General features: G+C 64.6%; 17 protein-coding genes. 8 read left to right on the top strand and 9 right to left on the bottom strand.

Features of this window, described 5'->3' with window-relative positions:
- Nucleotides 1-18: 18 nt before the first annotated feature.
- Nucleotides 19-615 carry an HD domain-containing protein gene (locus WC704_RS00295; protein WP_372888007.1) on the bottom strand — a complete coding sequence of 199 codons (597 nt, stop codon included), beginning with the start codon at nucleotides 613-615 and terminating at the stop codon, nucleotides 19-21.
- A 117-nt stretch (nucleotides 616-732) separates the two neighbouring features.
- Here WC704_RS00295 and WC704_RS00290 point away from each other — a divergent pair, with 117 nt between their 5' ends.
- Together WC704_RS00290 and WC704_RS00285 are read left to right on the top strand one after the other, a co-directional pair.
- Complete coding sequence (locus WC704_RS00290) at nucleotides 733-1,857, top strand: sensor histidine kinase (RefSeq protein WP_372888006.1); 1,125 nt, start codon at nucleotides 733-735, stop codon at nucleotides 1,855-1,857.
- A complete protein-coding gene (locus tag WC704_RS00285; protein WP_372888005.1) occupies nucleotides 1,854-2,654 on the top strand; it encodes a LytR/AlgR family response regulator transcription factor in 801 nt (266 codons plus the stop codon). Before WC704_RS00290 ends, WC704_RS00285 begins: the two co-directional genes overlap by 4 nt.
- A gap of 27 nt (nucleotides 2,655-2,681) precedes the next feature.
- Here the strand turns inward: WC704_RS00285 and WC704_RS00280 are convergent, their stop codons facing one another.
- Complete coding sequence (locus WC704_RS00280; RefSeq protein WP_372888004.1) at nucleotides 2,682-2,957, bottom strand: DUF3297 family protein; 276 nt, start codon at nucleotides 2,955-2,957, stop codon at nucleotides 2,682-2,684.
- Between the two features lie 93 nt (nucleotides 2,958-3,050).
- Nucleotides 3,051-3,446: a hypothetical protein gene (locus tag WC704_RS00275; protein WP_372888003.1), complete on the bottom strand. Its 396-nt coding sequence runs from the start codon at nucleotides 3,444-3,446 to the stop codon at nucleotides 3,051-3,053.
- Nucleotides 3,447-3,588: 142 nt separating this feature from the next.
- Between WC704_RS00275 and WC704_RS00270 the strand changes: the two genes are divergently transcribed.
- On the top strand, nucleotides 3,589-3,990 hold the full coding sequence (locus tag WC704_RS00270; RefSeq protein ID WP_372888002.1) for an EVE domain-containing protein: 402 nt from the start codon (nucleotides 3,589-3,591) through the stop codon (nucleotides 3,988-3,990).
- A gap of 7 nt (nucleotides 3,991-3,997) precedes the next feature.
- The gene (locus WC704_RS00265; protein WP_372888690.1) at nucleotides 3,998-4,666 is read left to right on the top strand and encodes a peptidylprolyl isomerase; all 669 of its coding nucleotides are present in this window, start codon (nucleotides 3,998-4,000) and stop codon (nucleotides 4,664-4,666) included.
- A 100-nt stretch (nucleotides 4,667-4,766) separates the two neighbouring features.
- Here the strand turns inward: WC704_RS00265 and WC704_RS00260 are convergent, their stop codons facing one another.
- The 3 genes from WC704_RS00260 to WC704_RS00250 all read right to left on the bottom strand — a co-directional run bounded on the left by WC704_RS00260 (nucleotide 4,767) and on the right by WC704_RS00250 (nucleotide 9,697).
- On the bottom strand, nucleotides 4,767-5,042 hold the full coding sequence (locus WC704_RS00260; protein WP_372888001.1) for a hypothetical protein: 276 nt from the start codon (nucleotides 5,040-5,042) through the stop codon (nucleotides 4,767-4,769).
- 310 nt (nucleotides 5,043-5,352) lie between these two features.
- Nucleotides 5,353-7,194 (bottom strand): translational GTPase TypA, encoded by a 1,842-nt coding sequence (gene typA, locus WC704_RS00255; RefSeq protein WP_372888000.1) that lies wholly within the window; start codon nucleotides 7,192-7,194, stop codon nucleotides 5,353-5,355.
- Between the two features lie 127 nt (nucleotides 7,195-7,321).
- Nucleotides 7,322-9,697, bottom strand: coding sequence for a TonB-dependent receptor (locus WC704_RS00250; RefSeq protein WP_372887999.1), 2,376 nt, complete (start codon nucleotides 9,695-9,697; stop codon nucleotides 7,322-7,324).
- A 173-nt stretch (nucleotides 9,698-9,870) separates the two neighbouring features.
- On the opposite strand from WC704_RS00250, the gene WC704_RS00245 reads away from it, so the two are divergent.
- The gene (locus tag WC704_RS00245) at nucleotides 9,871-11,070 is read left to right on the top strand and encodes a toxic anion resistance protein (protein ID WP_372887998.1); all 1,200 of its coding nucleotides are present in this window, start codon (nucleotides 9,871-9,873) and stop codon (nucleotides 11,068-11,070) included.
- A 5-nt stretch (nucleotides 11,071-11,075) separates the two neighbouring features.
- Nucleotides 11,076-11,768 (top strand): hypothetical protein, encoded by a 693-nt coding sequence (locus WC704_RS00240; protein WP_372887997.1) that lies wholly within the window; start codon nucleotides 11,076-11,078, stop codon nucleotides 11,766-11,768.
- Nucleotides 11,769-11,809: 41 nt separating this feature from the next.
- Here WC704_RS00240 and WC704_RS00235 read toward each other — a convergent pair whose 3' ends face one another.
- Genes WC704_RS00235 through ubiA form a run of 3 tightly spaced genes read right to left on the bottom strand, consistent with a single transcriptional unit; the run spans nucleotide 11,810 to nucleotide 14,910 of the window.
- On the bottom strand, nucleotides 11,810-12,589 hold the full coding sequence (locus WC704_RS00235; protein ID WP_372887996.1) for a 3'(2'),5'-bisphosphate nucleotidase CysQ: 780 nt from the start codon (nucleotides 12,587-12,589) through the stop codon (nucleotides 11,810-11,812).
- Nucleotides 12,582-13,940 carry a TldD/PmbA family protein gene (locus tag WC704_RS00230; RefSeq protein ID WP_372887995.1) on the bottom strand — a complete coding sequence of 453 codons (1,359 nt, stop codon included), beginning with the start codon at nucleotides 13,938-13,940 and terminating at the stop codon, nucleotides 12,582-12,584. The genes WC704_RS00235 and WC704_RS00230 overlap by 8 nt, the downstream gene beginning before the upstream one ends.
- A gap of 52 nt (nucleotides 13,941-13,992) precedes the next feature.
- Complete coding sequence (gene ubiA, locus WC704_RS00225) at nucleotides 13,993-14,910, bottom strand: 4-hydroxybenzoate octaprenyltransferase (RefSeq protein WP_372887994.1); 918 nt, start codon at nucleotides 14,908-14,910, stop codon at nucleotides 13,993-13,995.
- 260 nt (nucleotides 14,911-15,170) lie between these two features.
- Between ubiA and WC704_RS00220 the strand changes: the two genes are divergently transcribed.
- Nucleotides 15,171-15,329 (top strand): hypothetical protein, encoded by a 159-nt coding sequence (locus WC704_RS00220; protein WP_372887993.1) that lies wholly within the window; start codon nucleotides 15,171-15,173, stop codon nucleotides 15,327-15,329.
- A gap of 47 nt (nucleotides 15,330-15,376) precedes the next feature.
- Nucleotides 15,377-16,117, top strand: a complete 741-nt coding sequence (locus tag WC704_RS00215; protein ID WP_372887992.1) for a 16S rRNA (uracil(1498)-N(3))-methyltransferase — start codon at nucleotides 15,377-15,379, stop codon at nucleotides 16,115-16,117.
- Nucleotides 16,118-16,144: the final 27 nt, after the last annotated feature.

The raw sequence follows: 16,144 nt of genomic DNA, 5'->3' as shown, positions 1-16,144 counted from the left end.
CCGCATCGGTATTAAGCGTCAGCCCGCAGCTTTTGCCCCCGCCCCCGCGTAGATCGAGTTGATTGGCCGCGCGAACACCCGGCCCACCATTGGTTCGAAAAAGGACAGCGGCGCGCTGTCATAGGCCGGGTCGAATCCAGCCTGATCGTATTTCTCGCAAAACTCGGCGCAGGCTTCGAAGTGCGGATGCCCGCGATACGCTTCGCGCAAGTCGCGATCGCCGCCGATATAATGAAAGAAATAATAGCCCTGGAACACGCCGTGCATATTGGCGATCCAGTGCAGCTCCTCCGACACGAACGGTCGCAGCATCGCCGCACCGATCTCGGGATGGTTGAAGCTGCCCAGCGTATCGCCAATGTCGTGCAACAGCGCCATCACCACATAGGCTTCGTCGCGCCCATCGCGGTGCGCGCGGGTTGCGGTTTGCAGCGAATGTTCGAGCCGATCGATCGGAAAGCCGCCATAATCGCCGTCGAGCAGCTTCAAATGCGTCAACACGCGCGCGGGCAAGCCCTTGGCAAAGGTGGCGAAGTGGCCGGAGATCGTGCTCCAGTCGGCCTGCGTGCCATGTTCCATCGCGCTGAAGCGCGCGCGGTCGGGCTGATGGTTCATGCCTCTCTCCTCTCGTCACCCTTCCCCTGCCATGAAGCGGGGGAGGTCCGCGTTATCGCGGTTGCCCCGACGATAGCGTACTTTGCGCATCCCTCCCAGCCGGGCTAAGACGGCGCCATGTCGCTTCCTCCCCAACCCGCGATCCTTTCGCGGCCCTTCTTCGAAGACAAGAATCGCGCCTTCTGGACGCTGCAGGCGGCGGGGTGGACCGGCTATCTGATTCTGCGCAGCGTTTCGAACATTTCGAACGCCAGCGACATGACCAGCATGGTGCCGGTCGTGATCGAATCGATCGTGGGGTACAGCATCACGCTGCTGCTCTCGACGCTGTACCATTATTACCGCCGCCAACCGCGCTTCGCGATGGCGATTTTGACGGTGCTGACGCTCGCCGCCGCGACCCTGGTTTATGCGGTGCTCGATGCCTTTTCGTTCTCGTTCATCAACGCGAGCAATCCCGGGCTCAACCTCGGGCTGGTGCTGGGCACGATCTTCCTTAATTTCACCGTGCTCGCCGGGTGGACCGCGCTCTATTTCGGGATCAATTTCTATCTGATCGTCGAGGATCAGATCGATCAGCTCGCCGCGCTCGAGAACACCGCGTCCTCGGCACAACTGGCGATGCTGCGCTATCAGCTCAACCCGCATTTCCTGTTCAACACGCTCAACTCGATCTCCACATTGGTGCTGCTGAAAGAGACCGAGCGCGCCAATGCGATGCTCGGGCGGCTGTCCTCGTTCCTGCGCTATACGCTGGCCAACGAACCGACCGCCAACGTAACGGTGGTGCAGGAATTCGAGACGCTCAAACTCTATCTCGAAATCGAGAAGATGCGCTTCGAGGACCGGCTGCGCCCGTCCTTCGAGCTCGATCCGCGTGTCGCCAAGGCGCGCCTGCCCTCATTGCTGCTGCAACCTTTGGTCGAGAATGCGATCAAATATGCGGTAACGCCGCAGGAAGATGGCGCCGAAATCGCCGTGATCGCGCGGCTCGCCGGGGATCGAGTGCAGATCGTCGTATCCGACACCGGCCCCGGCTTGAACGAAAGCCGCGGACGGCCGAGCGTTTCTGCGGGCCAGCCCCTTTCAACCGGGGTCGGGCTTGCCAATATCAGGGAAAGACTGGCCCAGGCTTATGGGCCGGACCATAGATTCGAGACGCGATCGATCCCGGGGGGCGGTTTCGGGGTCGAGATTGAAATCCCGTTCCAGCTCGAGGAACCGAAGAAAGAGGCCGCATGACGATCCGCACCATCCTCGTCGACGACGAAAAACTGGCAACCCAGGGCCTCGCCCTGCGGCTGGCCGCCCATGAAGATGTGGAGATCATCGATACCTGCCAGAATGGCCGCGAGGCGATCCGCTCGATCAAGACCAACAAACCCGACCTCGTTTTTCTCGACATTCAGATGCCCGGCTTTGACGGTTTTTCGGTCGTCCAGGGGCTGATGGAGGTCGAACCACCGTTATTCGTGTTCGTAACGGCGTATTCAGACCATGCGCTGAAGGCGTTCGAAACCGACGCGGTCGATTATCTGATGAAACCCGTGGAGGAAGCGCGCCTGGCCGATACGCTTGACCGGGTACGCCAGCGTTTGGCCGAAAAGCGCGGGATCGAGGAGGTCGACCGGCTGAAGGAAGTGATCGCCGAAATTGCGCCCGACTCGGTCGAAACGCTCACCGATGGCGGCGAACAGGTTTCGTCCAACCGCTTCGAAAAGCTCATCAACATCAAGGATCGCGGGCAGATTTTCCGCGTCGATGTCGACACGATCGAACTGATCGAAGCAGCGGGCGACTATATGGTCATCAAAACCGGCGACAATTCGCTGGTGCTACGCGAGACGATGAAGGATCTCGAACGCCGCCTCGACCCGCGCCGCTTCCAGCGCGTTCACCGCTCGACCATCGTCAACCTCGATCTGGTGAAAGAGGTGAAGCCGCACACCAATGGCGAATGCTTCCTAGTGCTGCAGTCGAACGCGCAAGTGAAAGTGTCACGCAGTTACCGCGACGTGGTGGCGCGCTTCGTCCACTGACCAAACGCGCCGCAACCGACGGGATCGTTATTCGCTCGCGTCGGTTTCCGCGCCTTCCGCAGGCCGTTCGAACCACGCCTCGACCTCGCCCGATAGTTTCAGCGTCAGCGGCTGACCGTGGCGATCGACCTTCTTGCCCAGGGCAACGCGGATCCAGCCCTCGGAGCGGCTATATTCCTCCACATCATGGCGCTGCGCGCCCTTGAAGCGAATGCCGATGCCGCGCGACAGCGCCGCTTCGTCATAATGCGGGCTGCGCGGGTTGGAGGACAGGCGGTCGGGGGGAAGATCGGTCTCGGTCATGATTGCGGCTCATGGCGCAAAATGCGCGCATACGCCAGATGCGAAAACGGCGCGGAGCCGAAGCCCCGCGCCGTGTTTCCGGTCACCCGGCGATCAATCGCAGACGCGGACGCGGACCCAATCGTCATAATAGCGATCATAGCGCCGCTCGATCCAGCACCGGTCATAGCCGGCGCGCGACCGGTACGCGTAATAGCCGTCATTGGGATAATAACCGTGGCTGTGATAATAACGGTCGTCATAATAACGATCATATCCGCGCTCACGGTAATAATCGTCGCGATAGCGGTCGTTGCGGTTGGACGCGATCGCCGCGCCTACCGCCAGCCCGGCGATGCCCGCGACGATGGCGGTGCCCGCGCCGTCATTATGGCGATAATAGCGATGGCCATACCCACCCCAACGCTGCGCCTCCGCCGGAGCCGCCGCCGTCAACGCGGTCGCGCCGAGCGCCGCCGCGAGACCGATCTTCTTCAACAGGCCGTTCATCTCGAATCTCCTCACTCCAGCAGCCCTGCATACGTCGCCCAATAACGCATTGGCGGACTGGCTTGTTGCAACCAATATGCGAGTCGCCCTGAATGCGGGCGGAATGGTGCGTTTAACCGGTGTTCAGCGAAGGAAAATCGCAATGGCCTATTGGCTGCTCAAATCCGAACCCGACAGCTACAGTTGGGATGATCTGCTGGCCGAAGGTGCCACCGAATGGACCGGCGTGCGCAATGCCGCCGCCGCCTTGCACCTGAAGGCGATGCAGGTTGGCGACCGCGCCTTTTTCTACCATAGCGGCGGCCCGAAGGAGATTGTTGGCACGGTGGAAATCACGCGCACGGCGCGGCCCGATGGGGGCGATCCGCGCTGGGTGTCGGTTGCGGTCAAACCGCTTGTCGCCTTGGCATGTCCGGTCCCGCTGGCAACGATCAAGGCGACGGCGGGGCTTGCCGATCTGGCGATGCTGCGCCAGTCGCGGCTGTCGGTGTCGCCCGTCAGCGACACGGAATGGACGATGCTGCTGGCACTGGGTGAAGGGTAAGGGTTTGATGCGGGTTCGCGCGTTGTTGTGGATCGGGGCGTTCGCGCTCGTCACCGCCGCCAAGGCACCTCCTGCCCCGCCTCCTTCCCGCGAACCAGCCACCGTCCGCGTGCGGCTAGTGACGGGCGCGGGACCGATCGTGATCGCGCTTGATGCGCGCCATGCCCCCGCAACGGTCACCAATTTCCTCGCCTATGTCGACGATGGCCGGTTCGAAGGCACCAGCTTTTACCGCGCGACGCGCCGCAAAACCGCGCCCAGGACGGGCTTCGTGCAGGGCGGCATCGGCACCGACGCGCACCGGATGCTCGGGCTGGTGCCGCTGGAACCCACCAGCCAGACCGGGATCAAGCATCTCGACGGCGTGCTGTCGATGGCGCGCTATGATCGCACCGATTCGGCGACGGGCAATTTTTCAATCATGGTCGGCCCCACCCCCTCGCTCGACGCGCGACCGGGCTTTGTCGGCTATGCCGCGTTCGGGCGCGTGATTGCGGGCATGGACGTGGTCAAGCGGATGCTGGCCGAGCCAACCTCCCCCGGCGGCGAGGGCGCATTCAAGGGGCAGTTGATGGTCAACCCGGTCCGGATCCTGCGGGCCGAGCGGCTCGACGGTACGCCCAAGCCGACCGGCGCGCCCAAAGTGTGGCAAATGCTAAGGGGCGTGAAGCGCTAAGCGCACGCCGCGCCGCGCAGGCAAAGGGGCTGGGGTTATCGCCCCCACCGCCCGCCCGCACGGCAACGGGGGGGCGGACGATGGTGGCCTTTGGCCGCGCTCAGGCCTTGTGCGCGTAAAGCGAGCACCAGCCCGATGGCGCGATATCGCCCGCGACTAGCTTGCACCCCTTGGGGGCTTGCCACTGGAGGCAGACGTCGCAGCGCGCCTTGCCCTTGGGCTGCGGCTGATAATGCACGGCCTTTTGCGGCAGCTTGGTCGCGGCGGCGGCGGGTGCGGAGGTGACAGCGCCCACCAGCAACGCCCCGCCCCCAGCCGCCGCAAGCGACAAGAGCCGGCGGCGCGACAAATCGGCGGATTTCGGGTCGGTGGACATATACGCTCCTGTGATATTCGTTCCCTGGCGGCAGGAACCATCGCCGTCGCGAGTGCAGCGCGACGGCGATGCGCCCCCGCGCGCGCTATGCGCCCGGCGGCGGGCGAAGCGAAAGCTGCGGAAGTTACTTATTGGGTGCCGCGTGGGCACCGATTAGGGCATCGCCCCATCCCCGCTCCGTCGCCGGCGATTTCTTCCACTGACAGCCAAAAGCAATGCAGCGCGTCAGCGCTATACCGCCCTACCCCCAAAAACAAAAAGGCCGGCCGCTTTCGCGCCCGGCCCCTTTGGTATCACGCTCTCGCGTCACTTACGACTGCTTCGCCCGCGCTGCGCGCTTGCGCTCGTTCGGGTCGAGGTAGCGCTTGCGCAGACGGATCGACTTGGGCGTCACTTCGACCATTTCGTCATCGTCGATATAGGCAATCGCCTGTTCCAGCGTCATCTTCTTCGGCGGAGTCAGGCGGATGGCATCGTCCTTGCCGCCGCTGGCGCGGAAGTTGGTCAGCGCCTTGGTCTTCATCGGGTTGACTTCGAGATCGTCCGGCTTGGCGTTCTCGCCGACGATCATGCCCTCGTACAGCGCTTCGCCGTGGCCGACGAACAGGATGCCGCGCTCTTCGAGCGGCCCTAGCGCATAGCTATTCGCTTCGCCCGCGCCGTTCGAAATCAGCACGCCGTTCTTGCGGCCTTCGATATTGCCCTTGTGCGGGCCATAACGCTCGAACAGGCGGTTCATGATGCCGGTGCCGCGCGTGTCCGACAGGAACTCGCCGTGATAGCCGATCATCCCGCGCGACGGCGCGGAGAAGGTGATGCGGGTCTTGCCGCCGGTCGACGGACGCATGTCGGTCAGCTCGGCTTTGCGCAGGTTCATTTTCTCGACGACGGTGCCCGAATGTTCCTCATCGACGTCGATGATGACGGTTTCGTATGGTTCGGTCTTCTTGCCGTCCTCATCTTCCTGGAACAGCACGCGCGGACGCGAAATGCCCAGTTCGAAGCCCTCGCGGCGCATCGTCTCGATCAACACGCCAAGCTGAAGCTCGCCGCGCCCGGCGACTTCGAAGCTGTCCTTGTCGGCGGCTTCCACCACCTTCACGGCAACGTTCGATTCGGCTTCGCGGAACAAACGGTCGCGGATCATGCGGCTGGTCACCTTGGTGCCCTCACGCCCCGCCATCGGCGAATCGTTGACGGCAAAGCGCATCGACAGCGTGGGCGGATCGATCGGCTGTGCGTGCAGCGGCTCGGTCACGGTGATGTCGGCGATGGTGTTGGCGACGGTCGCAACGGTCAGACCAGCGAGGCTGATGATGTCGCCTGCCTTGGCTTCATCGACCGGTACGCGATCAAGCCCGCGGAACGACATGATCTTGGAGGCGCGGCCGGTCTCGATGATCTTGCCGTCATTGTCGAGCGCATGGATCGGCTGGTTGACCTTGACCGTGCCCGAATTGACGCGCCCGGTAAGGATGCGCCCCAGGAACGGATCGCGGTCGAGCAGCGTGACGAGGAAGGTGAACGGCACGCCGGCCACTTCCACGGCGGGTGGCGGAACGTGGCTGATGATCGTCTCGAACATCGGGATCAGCGTGCCTTCGCGCGCGTCCATGTCGGTCGAGGCATAGCCGTTGCGGCCCGATGCGTAGAGCACGGGGAAATCGAGCTGCTCGTCATTCGCGTCGAGCGACACGAACAGGTCGAACACTTCGTCGAGCACTTCCTGGATGCGCGCGTCGTTACGGTCGACCTTGTTGACCACGACGATCGGCTTCAGGCCCAGCGCCAGCGCCTTGCCGGTGACGAACTTGGTCTGCGGCATCGCGCCTTCCGACGAATCGACCAGCAGCACGACGCCGTCGACCATCGACAGGATGCGCTCGACTTCGCCGCCGAAATCGGCGTGGCCGGGGGTATCGACGATGTTGATGCGCACGCTCTCGCTCGCGCCCGGCGGGGTCCAGTCGACCGAAGTCGGCTTGGCGAGAATGGTGATGCCGCGCTCTTTTTCGAGGTCGTTCGAATCCATCGCGCGCTCTTCGACGCGCTGGTTGTCGCGGAAGGTGCCGGACTGGCGGAAGAGCTGATCGACCAGAGTTGTCTTACCATGATCGACGTGTGCGATGATGGCCACGTTGCGGAGGCTCATGTGTGTCTCGTTACAAAATCGGGAAAAGGATCGCGTGCCCCTAGCCGAAACGGTGCGGTGCAACAAGGCCGGGCAACACGCTGTGCTGCCCGGCCCGTGTCGATCAGGGTTGGTCGCGCTGCGGCGATCAGAACTTGCCGCTGACTTCGACGCCGTAAACGCGCGGTTCGCCACGGATATAGGACGGGATACCGAAGCCACCACCGGTGTTGCCCGCGTCGATCAGATATTTGCGATCGAGCAGATTGCGCGCGAATCCGCCGACCTGATAGCGGCCCCCGGCCAGCTCGACACCCGCACGCAGGTTGACCAGCGCATAGCCGCCCTGGCTGATCGCCTGGGAGTTCGGCAGTTCGAAGAACACCTTGCTCTGATAGGTGGCCGATGGCGTGGCGTAGAAGGTCAGATCGCCCGCCGGTACGCGCAACGTCGCGCCGCCCGAGGCGCTATACTTCGGTTGCAAGCGGAACTGCGCGCCCGAATAGACGCCATAGCTGGCATTGTTGGCGATCTTGCCATCGACATAGGCGAAGTTGCCGAACAGTTGCAGCAGCCTGTTGACGCGCACATTGCCCTCGAACTCGACCCCAGGATTGGTCGCCTTGCCCGCGCTTTGCGTGGTGGTGACGCCGTTGTTGGTCACCGACACCTGGAAGCCGTTATAATCCTGATAGAACACACCAAGCGAGCCGCTGAACGGGCCGACCTTGCCCTTGATGCCCGCTTCGTAGTTCCACACCACTTCGTCTGGTACGATCTGCAGGTTCGGCACCACCACGCCAGCCGAGGTGGTCGCCCCGAGTTGCACCACCGGCGAGCGGCGGCCCTTGCTGATCGTGGCATACAGGTTGATGCTGTCGGTTACGCGGTACAGCGCGTTGAAGCGCGGCAGGATCGCTGCGAAGCTCTTCTTTGCGGTGAAGATGGTGCCCCCGGTGCTGGCGGTGCCGAGCAGGCTGCTCCGCACGCCCAGCGACGCGAGGATCGTCGAATTGGGCTGGACCGAGCTGTAGCCCGACTTGCGCCGCTCGATCAGCAAACGCGCACCCGCCGTCAATTCAAGCCGTGGGGTGGGGATCCAGGTGCCATCGGCGAACACCGAATAGGTGTCGTTGGTGCCATAATTGGTGAACACCGATTGATACGGAACCTGCGTCGCCGCACCGCGCGTCAGCACCGCGGTTGCGTTCGCGGCGGTCACGGTGCCGTTCGGCGCGACGCACCCGGATACGCCATTGGCCGCAAGCACCGACCGAACCGCAGCAAAGGCCGGGCTGACGGAGCAAGCGAGATAGGTGCCTTCTTCGGTCGAGAAGGGCACGCGCTGCAGATTGTTCTCGAAGAACGCGTTCCACCCGAATGACGCGCGATAGGTGTCGCCGGTAAAATTGAAACGACCTTCATGGCTCCACTGATCGCCGCGCGCATCCTCGGCGAATTCGAGATACCAGGCCGGGCCGCCATCGGCATCGAACACTTCGTTGCTGTCGAACTTGCGATAGCCGTTGACGGTGGTGAAGGTGACGCCCGGTGCCAGTTCCCACGCGACCGTCAGGTTCGCATCATAAACGTCGCGCTTCAGGCCGAGTTTCGCCGCGCCGAGCACCTGCGCGCTGAACGGTGAGCCCGACAATTCGGCATAGCTATAATCGCCGCCATTGCCGCCGGTGGGCGCCAGTGCGCGCGAGCGGAAAGCGGTGCCGGGGTTGCGCTGACCGTCATAGGTCAGCACCAGGCTGGCGGTGATCGCATCGGTCGGTGCCCAGCGCAGCGAACCGCGAATACCGCGTTGATCCTGCCCGTTGAGATCGTCCTGCTTGATCTTGCCCTGGTTTTGGTTGGGGACATTGGGGTCGCCCGCGATGTTGCGGACGAAACCGTCATGATATTTGTAGGCGAAGGCAAGGCGGCCAGACAGCGTGTCGTTGCCGACATTGACGAAGCCCGACACCTGCCCACGATTGTAATTGCCGTAAGACGCGATGATCCCGGCCGAGGTCCCGGCCTTGGGTTGGGCGGAGATGATGTTCACCGCGCCAACCGCCGAGGCGGTACCGAACAGCGTCGCCTGTGGGCCCTTGACGACTTCGATGCGCTCCAGATCGTACAGATCCTGATACGCACCGCGCGTGCGCGAAATGTCGACGCCATTATAGTAAAGCGAGACGCGCGCGCCCTGCTGCGACGAGCCACTGTCCGAGGTGATGCCCCGGATGACGAAGCCGGGGTTGTTGTCGCTTTGTTCCTGAATGCGCAGACCCGGGATATACAGTGCCACTTCGGCGAGCGAATTGACGCCGAGTTCCTGCATCCTCGCGCCGGATACTGCGGTCACCGTAATCGGCACGTCCTGCAGCTTTTGTTCGCGCTTTTGCGCGGTGACGATGATGTCGCCTCCATCCGCCTCGGGTGTGGTCGGCTGCACTACCGACTGCGCGAGCGCCGCCGTCGAGGAACATCCGAGCATGACGCCCAGAAACGCGAGCGAATAGGAACGACGCATCAAAAACACCCTTTGTTTTTTGGAGTTTGTTGCGGTGCGGTATCGTCCGGGCATGTCGAATTCGCGTCACCGGAATGAAAGTTATGTGACGGTATGCGTGTTATTGAAATGATACACTTGAACCGCGCCGCGATCCGCTTCATCTAGGGGGCATTCCCGGTTGGAGTGACGACATGGCGACCGCTGCCGATAGCGAAACGACCCCCCTGGTACTGACCCCGCCCGAGCCCGTGGCGGTGCTCGCGCCCGAAAGGGCGGTGGGGCTGGTGCCGGTCGAAGATGGCGTGCGCACCAAACTGCAGGCCAAGGTCGCCGATTTCATCGACGATCTCGTCGCGCAGGACGTCAACTCCCCCGAATTTGGCAAGCGCGTCGATGCGATTTCCGCAATGGGACAAAAGGAAATCCGCGCCGCCGCCGATCAGTCGAACCGTTTTCTTGATCGTCCGGTCAAGGCGATGGACGGCGAAACCGGGATCGGTGCCGACCTTACCGAACTGCGCCGCACGATCGAAAAGCTCGACCCTTCGGTCAACGGCAAACTGATTTCGGGCCGCGGCGTGCTGAGCAAGATCTTTGGTGGCGGCATCAACACCTATTTCGACAAATACCGTTCCTCGCAATCGCACATCTCGGCGATCCTCAAGACGCTCGCGCGCGGCAAGGACGAACTGTTGATGGACAATGCCGCGATCGACACCGAACGCGCCAATCTGTGGACCGCGATGGGGCGGCTCGAACAGATGATCGTGCTGTCCAAGGAGATGGATGCACGGCTGGAAGAGAAAGCGAACGATCTCGACCATAGCGACCCGGCCAAGGCCAAGGCGATCCGCGAAAGCGCGCTCTTCTATGTCCGCCAGCGCACGCAGGATCTGCTGACGCAAATGGCGGTGACGGTGCAGGGCTATCTCGCGCTCGATCTGGTCAAGAAGAACAATGTCGAGCTGGTAAAGGGCGTCGATCGCGCGTCCACCACCACCGTCTCGGCGCTCCGCACGGCGGTGACGGTGGCGCAGGCGCTCGCCAACCAGAAACTGGTGCTCGACCAGATCACCGCGCTCAACACCACCACCGCCAACATCATCGATGCGACCGGCAAGCTGCTCAAATCGCAGACCGCGACCATCCACGAACAGGCCGCCGCCTCGACCATCCCGGTTGAAACGCTGCAACGCGCCTTCCAGAACATCTATGACACGATGGACGCGATCGACAGCTTCAAGCTGAAGGCGCTCGATTCGATGAAGACCACGGTCGGCACGCTCTCCAACGAAGTCGAAAAGTCGAAGGGCTATATCGCCCGTGCCGAGGGTGCCGCGCAGAACCGCCTGTCCGGCCCCGACGCCAGCTTCAAGCTGGAAGCGGAGTAACCCCCGTGACCGATGTCGATCGCCAGATCGCGCGCGCCGGCGAATTGCTCGAACGCACCCGCGCGGGTCGTGAAGCGCTGGCCAAGCGGCGGCGGCAGGGCACCGGCATCGCCCGACGCCTCACACTGGCGGCAAGCGCGGACCTCGCGATCGTCGTCGCGGCGATCGCGATCGGCTGGTTCGTGCCGCTCGGCATGGGCGGGGCGTTGCTGGTCGGCGCATTGCTGGTAGCGGTGACGCTGTTCCTGCTGTTCGCGACGCTAACCCCGACGGTGCGCGTCGAACAGCTCACGCAGGTGCCGCTGAAAGTGCTACCGCTGATGACCGAGCAATGGCTCGATACCCAGCGCAAGCTGCTGCCAGCACCTGCACAGACGCTGGTCGACGGCATTGGTGTGCGGCTGGAAACGTTGTCGCCGCAGCTTGCCTCGCTCGACGAGCACGAGCCCGTCGCCGCCGAAGTGCGCAAGCTGATTGGCGAGCAATTGCCCGAATTGCTGAAAGGTTATGCCAAGGTTCCCCCGCCGCTGCGTGGCGTCGCGCGCAACGGCAAGAGCCCTGATGCGCAACTGGCCGATGCGCTCAAGCTGATCGACGACGAAATCGGCGAGATGTCGGCGCAGATCGCGCAAGGGGATTTGGACTCGCTCGAAACGCGCGGGCGGTTTCTGGAGATCAAGTATCGGGATGAGGTTTAGCGCGGGACAGCGTGGATTGCTGGAGGACGGCCCCACCCCGCTCAGACCGAAAGCGTCCGTGCGCGCTCGCTCAGGCGCTCGACCGCCGCTGCGTGAATGCCAGGTGTCGTCGCCAGCACGCCAAACGCCTGCGCGCGCGGGGTGTTGAAGGCGAGCGGTGCGCCAAACGCATCGGTGACCGTCGCGCCCGCTTCGGCGGCAATCAGCGCGGCGGCGGCGACGTCCCATTCATAGCCCCAGCGCAGCGTCGCCACGAGATCGGCCTCGTCGGCTGCCACCATCGCGATGCGCAAGGCGATCGAATTGGGCTTGGCCACCGCAACCAGATCGCGGTCGGCCTTGGGCAGGCCATCGCTCGGTACGCGCGACCCGCTGAACACCCCCCGGTCGCCGACATGGATCGCGGCACCGTTGCGCGTCGCCCCGTGCCCCAGCGTCGCGCGCCAGATGTCGTTCCGGGCGGGCGCATCCAGGATGCCGATCGTCACCCGACCCTGCTCGACCAGCGCCACCGACACCGCCCAGCCATCGCGCCCACGAATGAAATCACGCGTGCCGTCGATCGGATCGACCACCCACACTCGCCCACAGGCGAGCCGGTCGGCATTGTCGGCGGTTTCCTCGGACAGCCATCCGGCATCGGGCAACAACGCCGACAACCGCGCGTGGAGCAGCGTGTTTACGTCAAGATCGACTTGCGAGACGGGGTCGCCCGGGCTCTTTTCCCAGCGATGAAAATCGGTGCGCCAATGCCGCAGGGCGAGCGCGCCCGCCTCCTGCACGATCGCAGTCACCGCATCGGCAAGACCGGAATCAGCCACTCGCCACCGTCATCCCGTCGATCCTGAGCGTCGGCACATTGGTGCCATAGCGGAATTCAAGGTCGTTGGCGGGCGTCAGGTTGAGGAACATGTCCTTCAAATTGCCCGCGATCGTGAATTCGGCGACTGGCCCGGTAATTTCACCGCGCTCAATGCGGAAGCCCGCAGCACCCCGACTATAATCGCCGGTAACGCTGTTGACGCCCATGCCAATCAGCTCGGTGACGAACACGCCGTCGGTGATATCGGCGATCAGCGTTTCCGGGGGCACATGGCCCGCCGCCATATGTAAATTGCTGGTCGAAACCCCGGGCGCGCCGCTCACCCCGCGCGCGGCATGGCCGGTCGGCTCCAGCCCCAATTGCCGCGCCGAGGCACTATCGAGCAGCCAGCGTTCGAGCATACCCGCTTCGATGATCGCGGTCGGCGACACCGGCAGCCCCTCGCCATCGAACGGACGCGAGCGCAGGCCGTGCGGGCGGTGCGGATCGTCGAGCACGGTCACGCCGCTGGCGAACACCTGTGTGCCGAGCGCCTCCAGCAGGAAGCTGGTCTTGCGCGTGATCGCCTGCCCCGAAATCGCGCCGGTCAAATGGCCGAGCAGGCTGGAGCCGACGCGCGGATCGAACACCACCGGCATCGGCCCGCTGGCGAGCCGTCCGGGATTGACGCGGGCGACGGTGCGCTCACCCGCACGCGTGCCGACGATCTCGGGCGCTTCCAGCGCGCGCAGGTGGCGGGCCGAGCTATAGGCATAATCGCGCACCATCGCCCCGCCCTCGCCCGCCAGCACACTCGCCGACACGCCATAGCCGGTGGCAGCATAACCTGCGGCAAAGCCGTGGCTGGTCGCCAGCGCCCAGATCGAGCGCGAGGCGCTGGCAGAGCCACCCTCGCTATTGGTGACACCCGCCACCGCCCGCGCGGCATCTTCCGCCGCCCGCGCCGCATCGCGCAGCGCTTCGGGGCTGGGCTCGCTGCCGCCCTTCGCCAGATCGTCGAGGTCGAGCAATGGCGGCGCGCCGTGCATCAGGCGTGCAGCGGGCGCGAGGCCGGCCCACGCATCCTCGGGGGCCTCGCGCGCCATTGCGATTGCGCGATCGACCAAAGCCGCCAGCGCATCCTGCGACAGGTCGGAGGTGGAGACGCTCGCCGAACGCTGGCCGACGAACACGCGCAAGCCGAGTTCCGCGCTTTCCGATCGTCCGACATCCTCCAGCACGCCCAACCGCACCGAAATGTCGAGCGCGGTGTCGGCGGCATAGACCGCATCGGCAGCATCGGCCCCGGCAGCGCGCGCGCGGGAGACGATATCGGCGGCGCGATCGCGCCCTTGGTCTGGGGTCAACATCCTCGTGGACTTAGGAGCGGCGGGACGGGCGCGCAACCGTGCGCGGTGTCGTTCAATACGGCCAGGGCGTGCCCACCACCACACAGGCCAGAAACATCAGCAGCCCGGCAAAGCGGTTGGAGCGGAAGCGGCGCAGCGCGCCTGTGCCGTCATCGGGCGACAAGGTGGCCACTTGCCAAAGGAAATGCCCCGCCACCGGCAGCAGCGCGACCAGCGCCAGCCAATCGGGCCGCAGCACCCAAATCGCCCCCGCCCACAGCGCCAGCGCTGCCAGATAGAACAACCCGACGCCCAAACGCACCCGCGCGCCCATGCGCAACGCCGACGAGCGCACCCCGATCAACGCATCATCCTCACGGTCCTGCAGCGCGTAGATGGTATCATAGCCGACCACCCAGCAAATCGACCCGGTATAGAGCAGCAGGCCGGGCACGCTGAGTGCGCCCATGATGTCGCTCCACCCGACCAGCGCCGCCCAGGAAAAGACGAGGCCCAACCACACTTGCGGCCACCAGGTAATGCGCTTCATGAAGGGATAGGCGGCAACCGGGGCCAAGCTCAGCACCGCCACCACCTTGGCATAAAGATCAAGCTGCAGCAGCACGAGCAGGCCAAGCAGGCACAGCACCACCAGCCACACCCACGCCGCCTTCAGCGAGACCGCTCCGCTCGCCAGCGGACGGCTGCGCGTGCGTGCGACTTGCCGGTCGAGATCGCGGTCGACGATGTCGTTATACACGCAGCCCGCGCCGCGCATCGCGATGCTGCCGAGCAGCAGCCACAGGATCAAATCCCAGCGCGATACCGCCCCGCCTGCCAGCGCGACACCCCACGCCCCCGGCCAGAACAACAGCCACCACCCGATCGGCCGGTCCAGCCGCGCCAACAATGCGAACGGACGCGCGGCGCGGGGAAGCCAGCCGACCAGGCCGCGATATTCGGTATCGGGGGTGGTCTGCGCTTCAACCATGTCGAGTCGCCCGCCCGGAAGTCCACAAAGTCCACGCTACGTCCCCCCGTTTTCGCCCCCTCTGCATGGTTTTGGTCGATACAGACGAGCAAGAGCGAAGGGCGGCGGGCGCGAGGGGTTGGTGCATGGCGACGAGCATGCACCAACATGCGCGTGTAGGACAGAGTGCAATCCGTGCCTCGACACCGCCATGTTGCGCCGCGATAGCAAGGGGGGATGGCCCGGCTGCGGGCCGGGGCATTGCAACAAGGGCGGACAGTGTGATCCATCTCTCCGTCGCGATCGGACGATTCTTCGAAGCGTTGCTGTGGGCGGTGGCGCGCGGGGTCGGCGTGATGGCGGGCTGGGCGGCACTGGCCATAGTCGCGCTCGCGCTCTTCGCCGTGGCGCTGCGCGCGCTGTGGCAGGGACGCAAGTGAGCGCCGACGATTTGCCACATCGCGCGCGCCTGCTCTAAGGCGCAGCCATGCCCGCCACCCCCGCCTGGCCCCCGCAATCGACCCCGCGGCTGTTCGTCGAGTCCCCGCTCGCCCCCGGCCCGCTGCGCATCGATGGCCCGCAGGCACATTATCTGGTCAGCGTGATGCGGATGAAGGCGGGTGATCCAGTCAAGCTGTTCGACGGCGCTTCCGGCGAGTGGCTGGGCGTCGCCGCCAGCGTCGGCAAGCGCGACCTCGTGCTCGACGTGAACCAGAAGCTGCGCGAGGCCGAGACGGTGCCCGACCTGTGGCTGTGCGCCGCCCCGATCAAGAAAGGCCGGATCGACTGGGTCGCCGAGAAAGCGTGCGAGCTTGGTGTCGCGCGCCTCGTGCCGGTGCTGACCCGCCGCACGATCGTCGACCGGCCGAACGGCGAGCGGCTGCGCGCACATATGATCGAGGCGGCTGAACAATGCGGGCGCACGGCGGTGCCCGAGCTTGCCGAACCGGTGAAACTGGCCGCGTTGCTGCGCGACTGGCCCGCAGACCGCGCGCTGTTCTTCGCCGACGAAACCGGCGGTGCGCCCGCTTTGGCAGCAATGCGCGCGGCGAGCGGTGCGGCGGCGATCCTGATCGGTCCTGAAGGCGGCTTCGACGATGACGAACGCGCCGCGATTCGGGCGGTGCCCGGCGCCGTTGCCATTGGCCTGGGCCCGCGTATTTTGCGAGCGGATACGGCGGCGGCGGCGGCCGTCGCGCTGTGGATGGCGGCACGCGGCGATTGGTGAGGCGCATCGGTAGCTAAACGAAACGCG

Origin of the sequence: Sphingomonas sp., assembly GCF_041661885.1 — a bacterium.
GTDB lineage: Bacteria > Pseudomonadota > Alphaproteobacteria > Sphingomonadales > Sphingomonadaceae > Sphingomonas.
This window is presented reverse-complemented; position numbering and strand designations above follow the sequence as displayed.

Bases quoted from the DNA above. Each gene is read 5' to 3' on its own strand.
- WC704_RS00245 (WP_372887998.1), top strand. From the start codon at position 9,871: ATGGCGACCGCTGCCGATAGCGAAACGACCCCCCTGGTACTGACCCCG.
- WC704_RS00215 (WP_372887992.1), top strand. From the start codon at position 15,377: ATGCCCGCCACCCCCGCCTGGCCCCCGCAATCGACCCCGCGGCTGTTC.
- ubiA (WP_372887994.1), bottom strand. From the start codon at position 14,910: ATGGTTGAAGCGCAGACCACCCCCGATACCGAATATCGCGGCCTGGTC.
- WC704_RS00265 (WP_372888690.1), top strand. From the start codon at position 3,998: ATGCGGGTTCGCGCGTTGTTGTGGATCGGGGCGTTCGCGCTCGTCACC.
- typA (WP_372888000.1), bottom strand. From the start codon at position 7,194: ATGAGCCTCCGCAACGTGGCCATCATCGCACACGTCGATCATGGTAAG.
- WC704_RS00280 (WP_372888004.1), bottom strand. From the start codon at position 2,957: ATGACCGAGACCGATCTTCCCCCCGACCGCCTGTCCTCCAACCCGCGC.
- WC704_RS00250 (WP_372887999.1), bottom strand. From the start codon at position 9,697: ATGCGTCGTTCCTATTCGCTCGCGTTTCTGGGCGTCATGCTCGGATGT.
- WC704_RS00270 (WP_372888002.1), top strand. From the start codon at position 3,589: ATGGCCTATTGGCTGCTCAAATCCGAACCCGACAGCTACAGTTGGGAT.
- WC704_RS00290 (WP_372888006.1), top strand. From the start codon at position 733: ATGTCGCTTCCTCCCCAACCCGCGATCCTTTCGCGGCCCTTCTTCGAA.
- WC704_RS00285 (WP_372888005.1), top strand. From the start codon at position 1,854: ATGACGATCCGCACCATCCTCGTCGACGACGAAAAACTGGCAACCCAG.
- WC704_RS00260 (WP_372888001.1), bottom strand. From the start codon at position 5,042: ATGTCCACCGACCCGAAATCCGCCGATTTGTCGCGCCGCCGGCTCTTG.
- WC704_RS00275 (WP_372888003.1), bottom strand. From the start codon at position 3,446: ATGAACGGCCTGTTGAAGAAGATCGGTCTCGCGGCGGCGCTCGGCGCG.
- WC704_RS00230 (WP_372887995.1), bottom strand. From the start codon at position 13,940: ATGTTGACCCCAGACCAAGGGCGCGATCGCGCCGCCGATATCGTCTCC.
- WC704_RS00295 (WP_372888007.1), bottom strand. From the start codon at position 615: ATGAACCATCAGCCCGACCGCGCGCGCTTCAGCGCGATGGAACATGGC.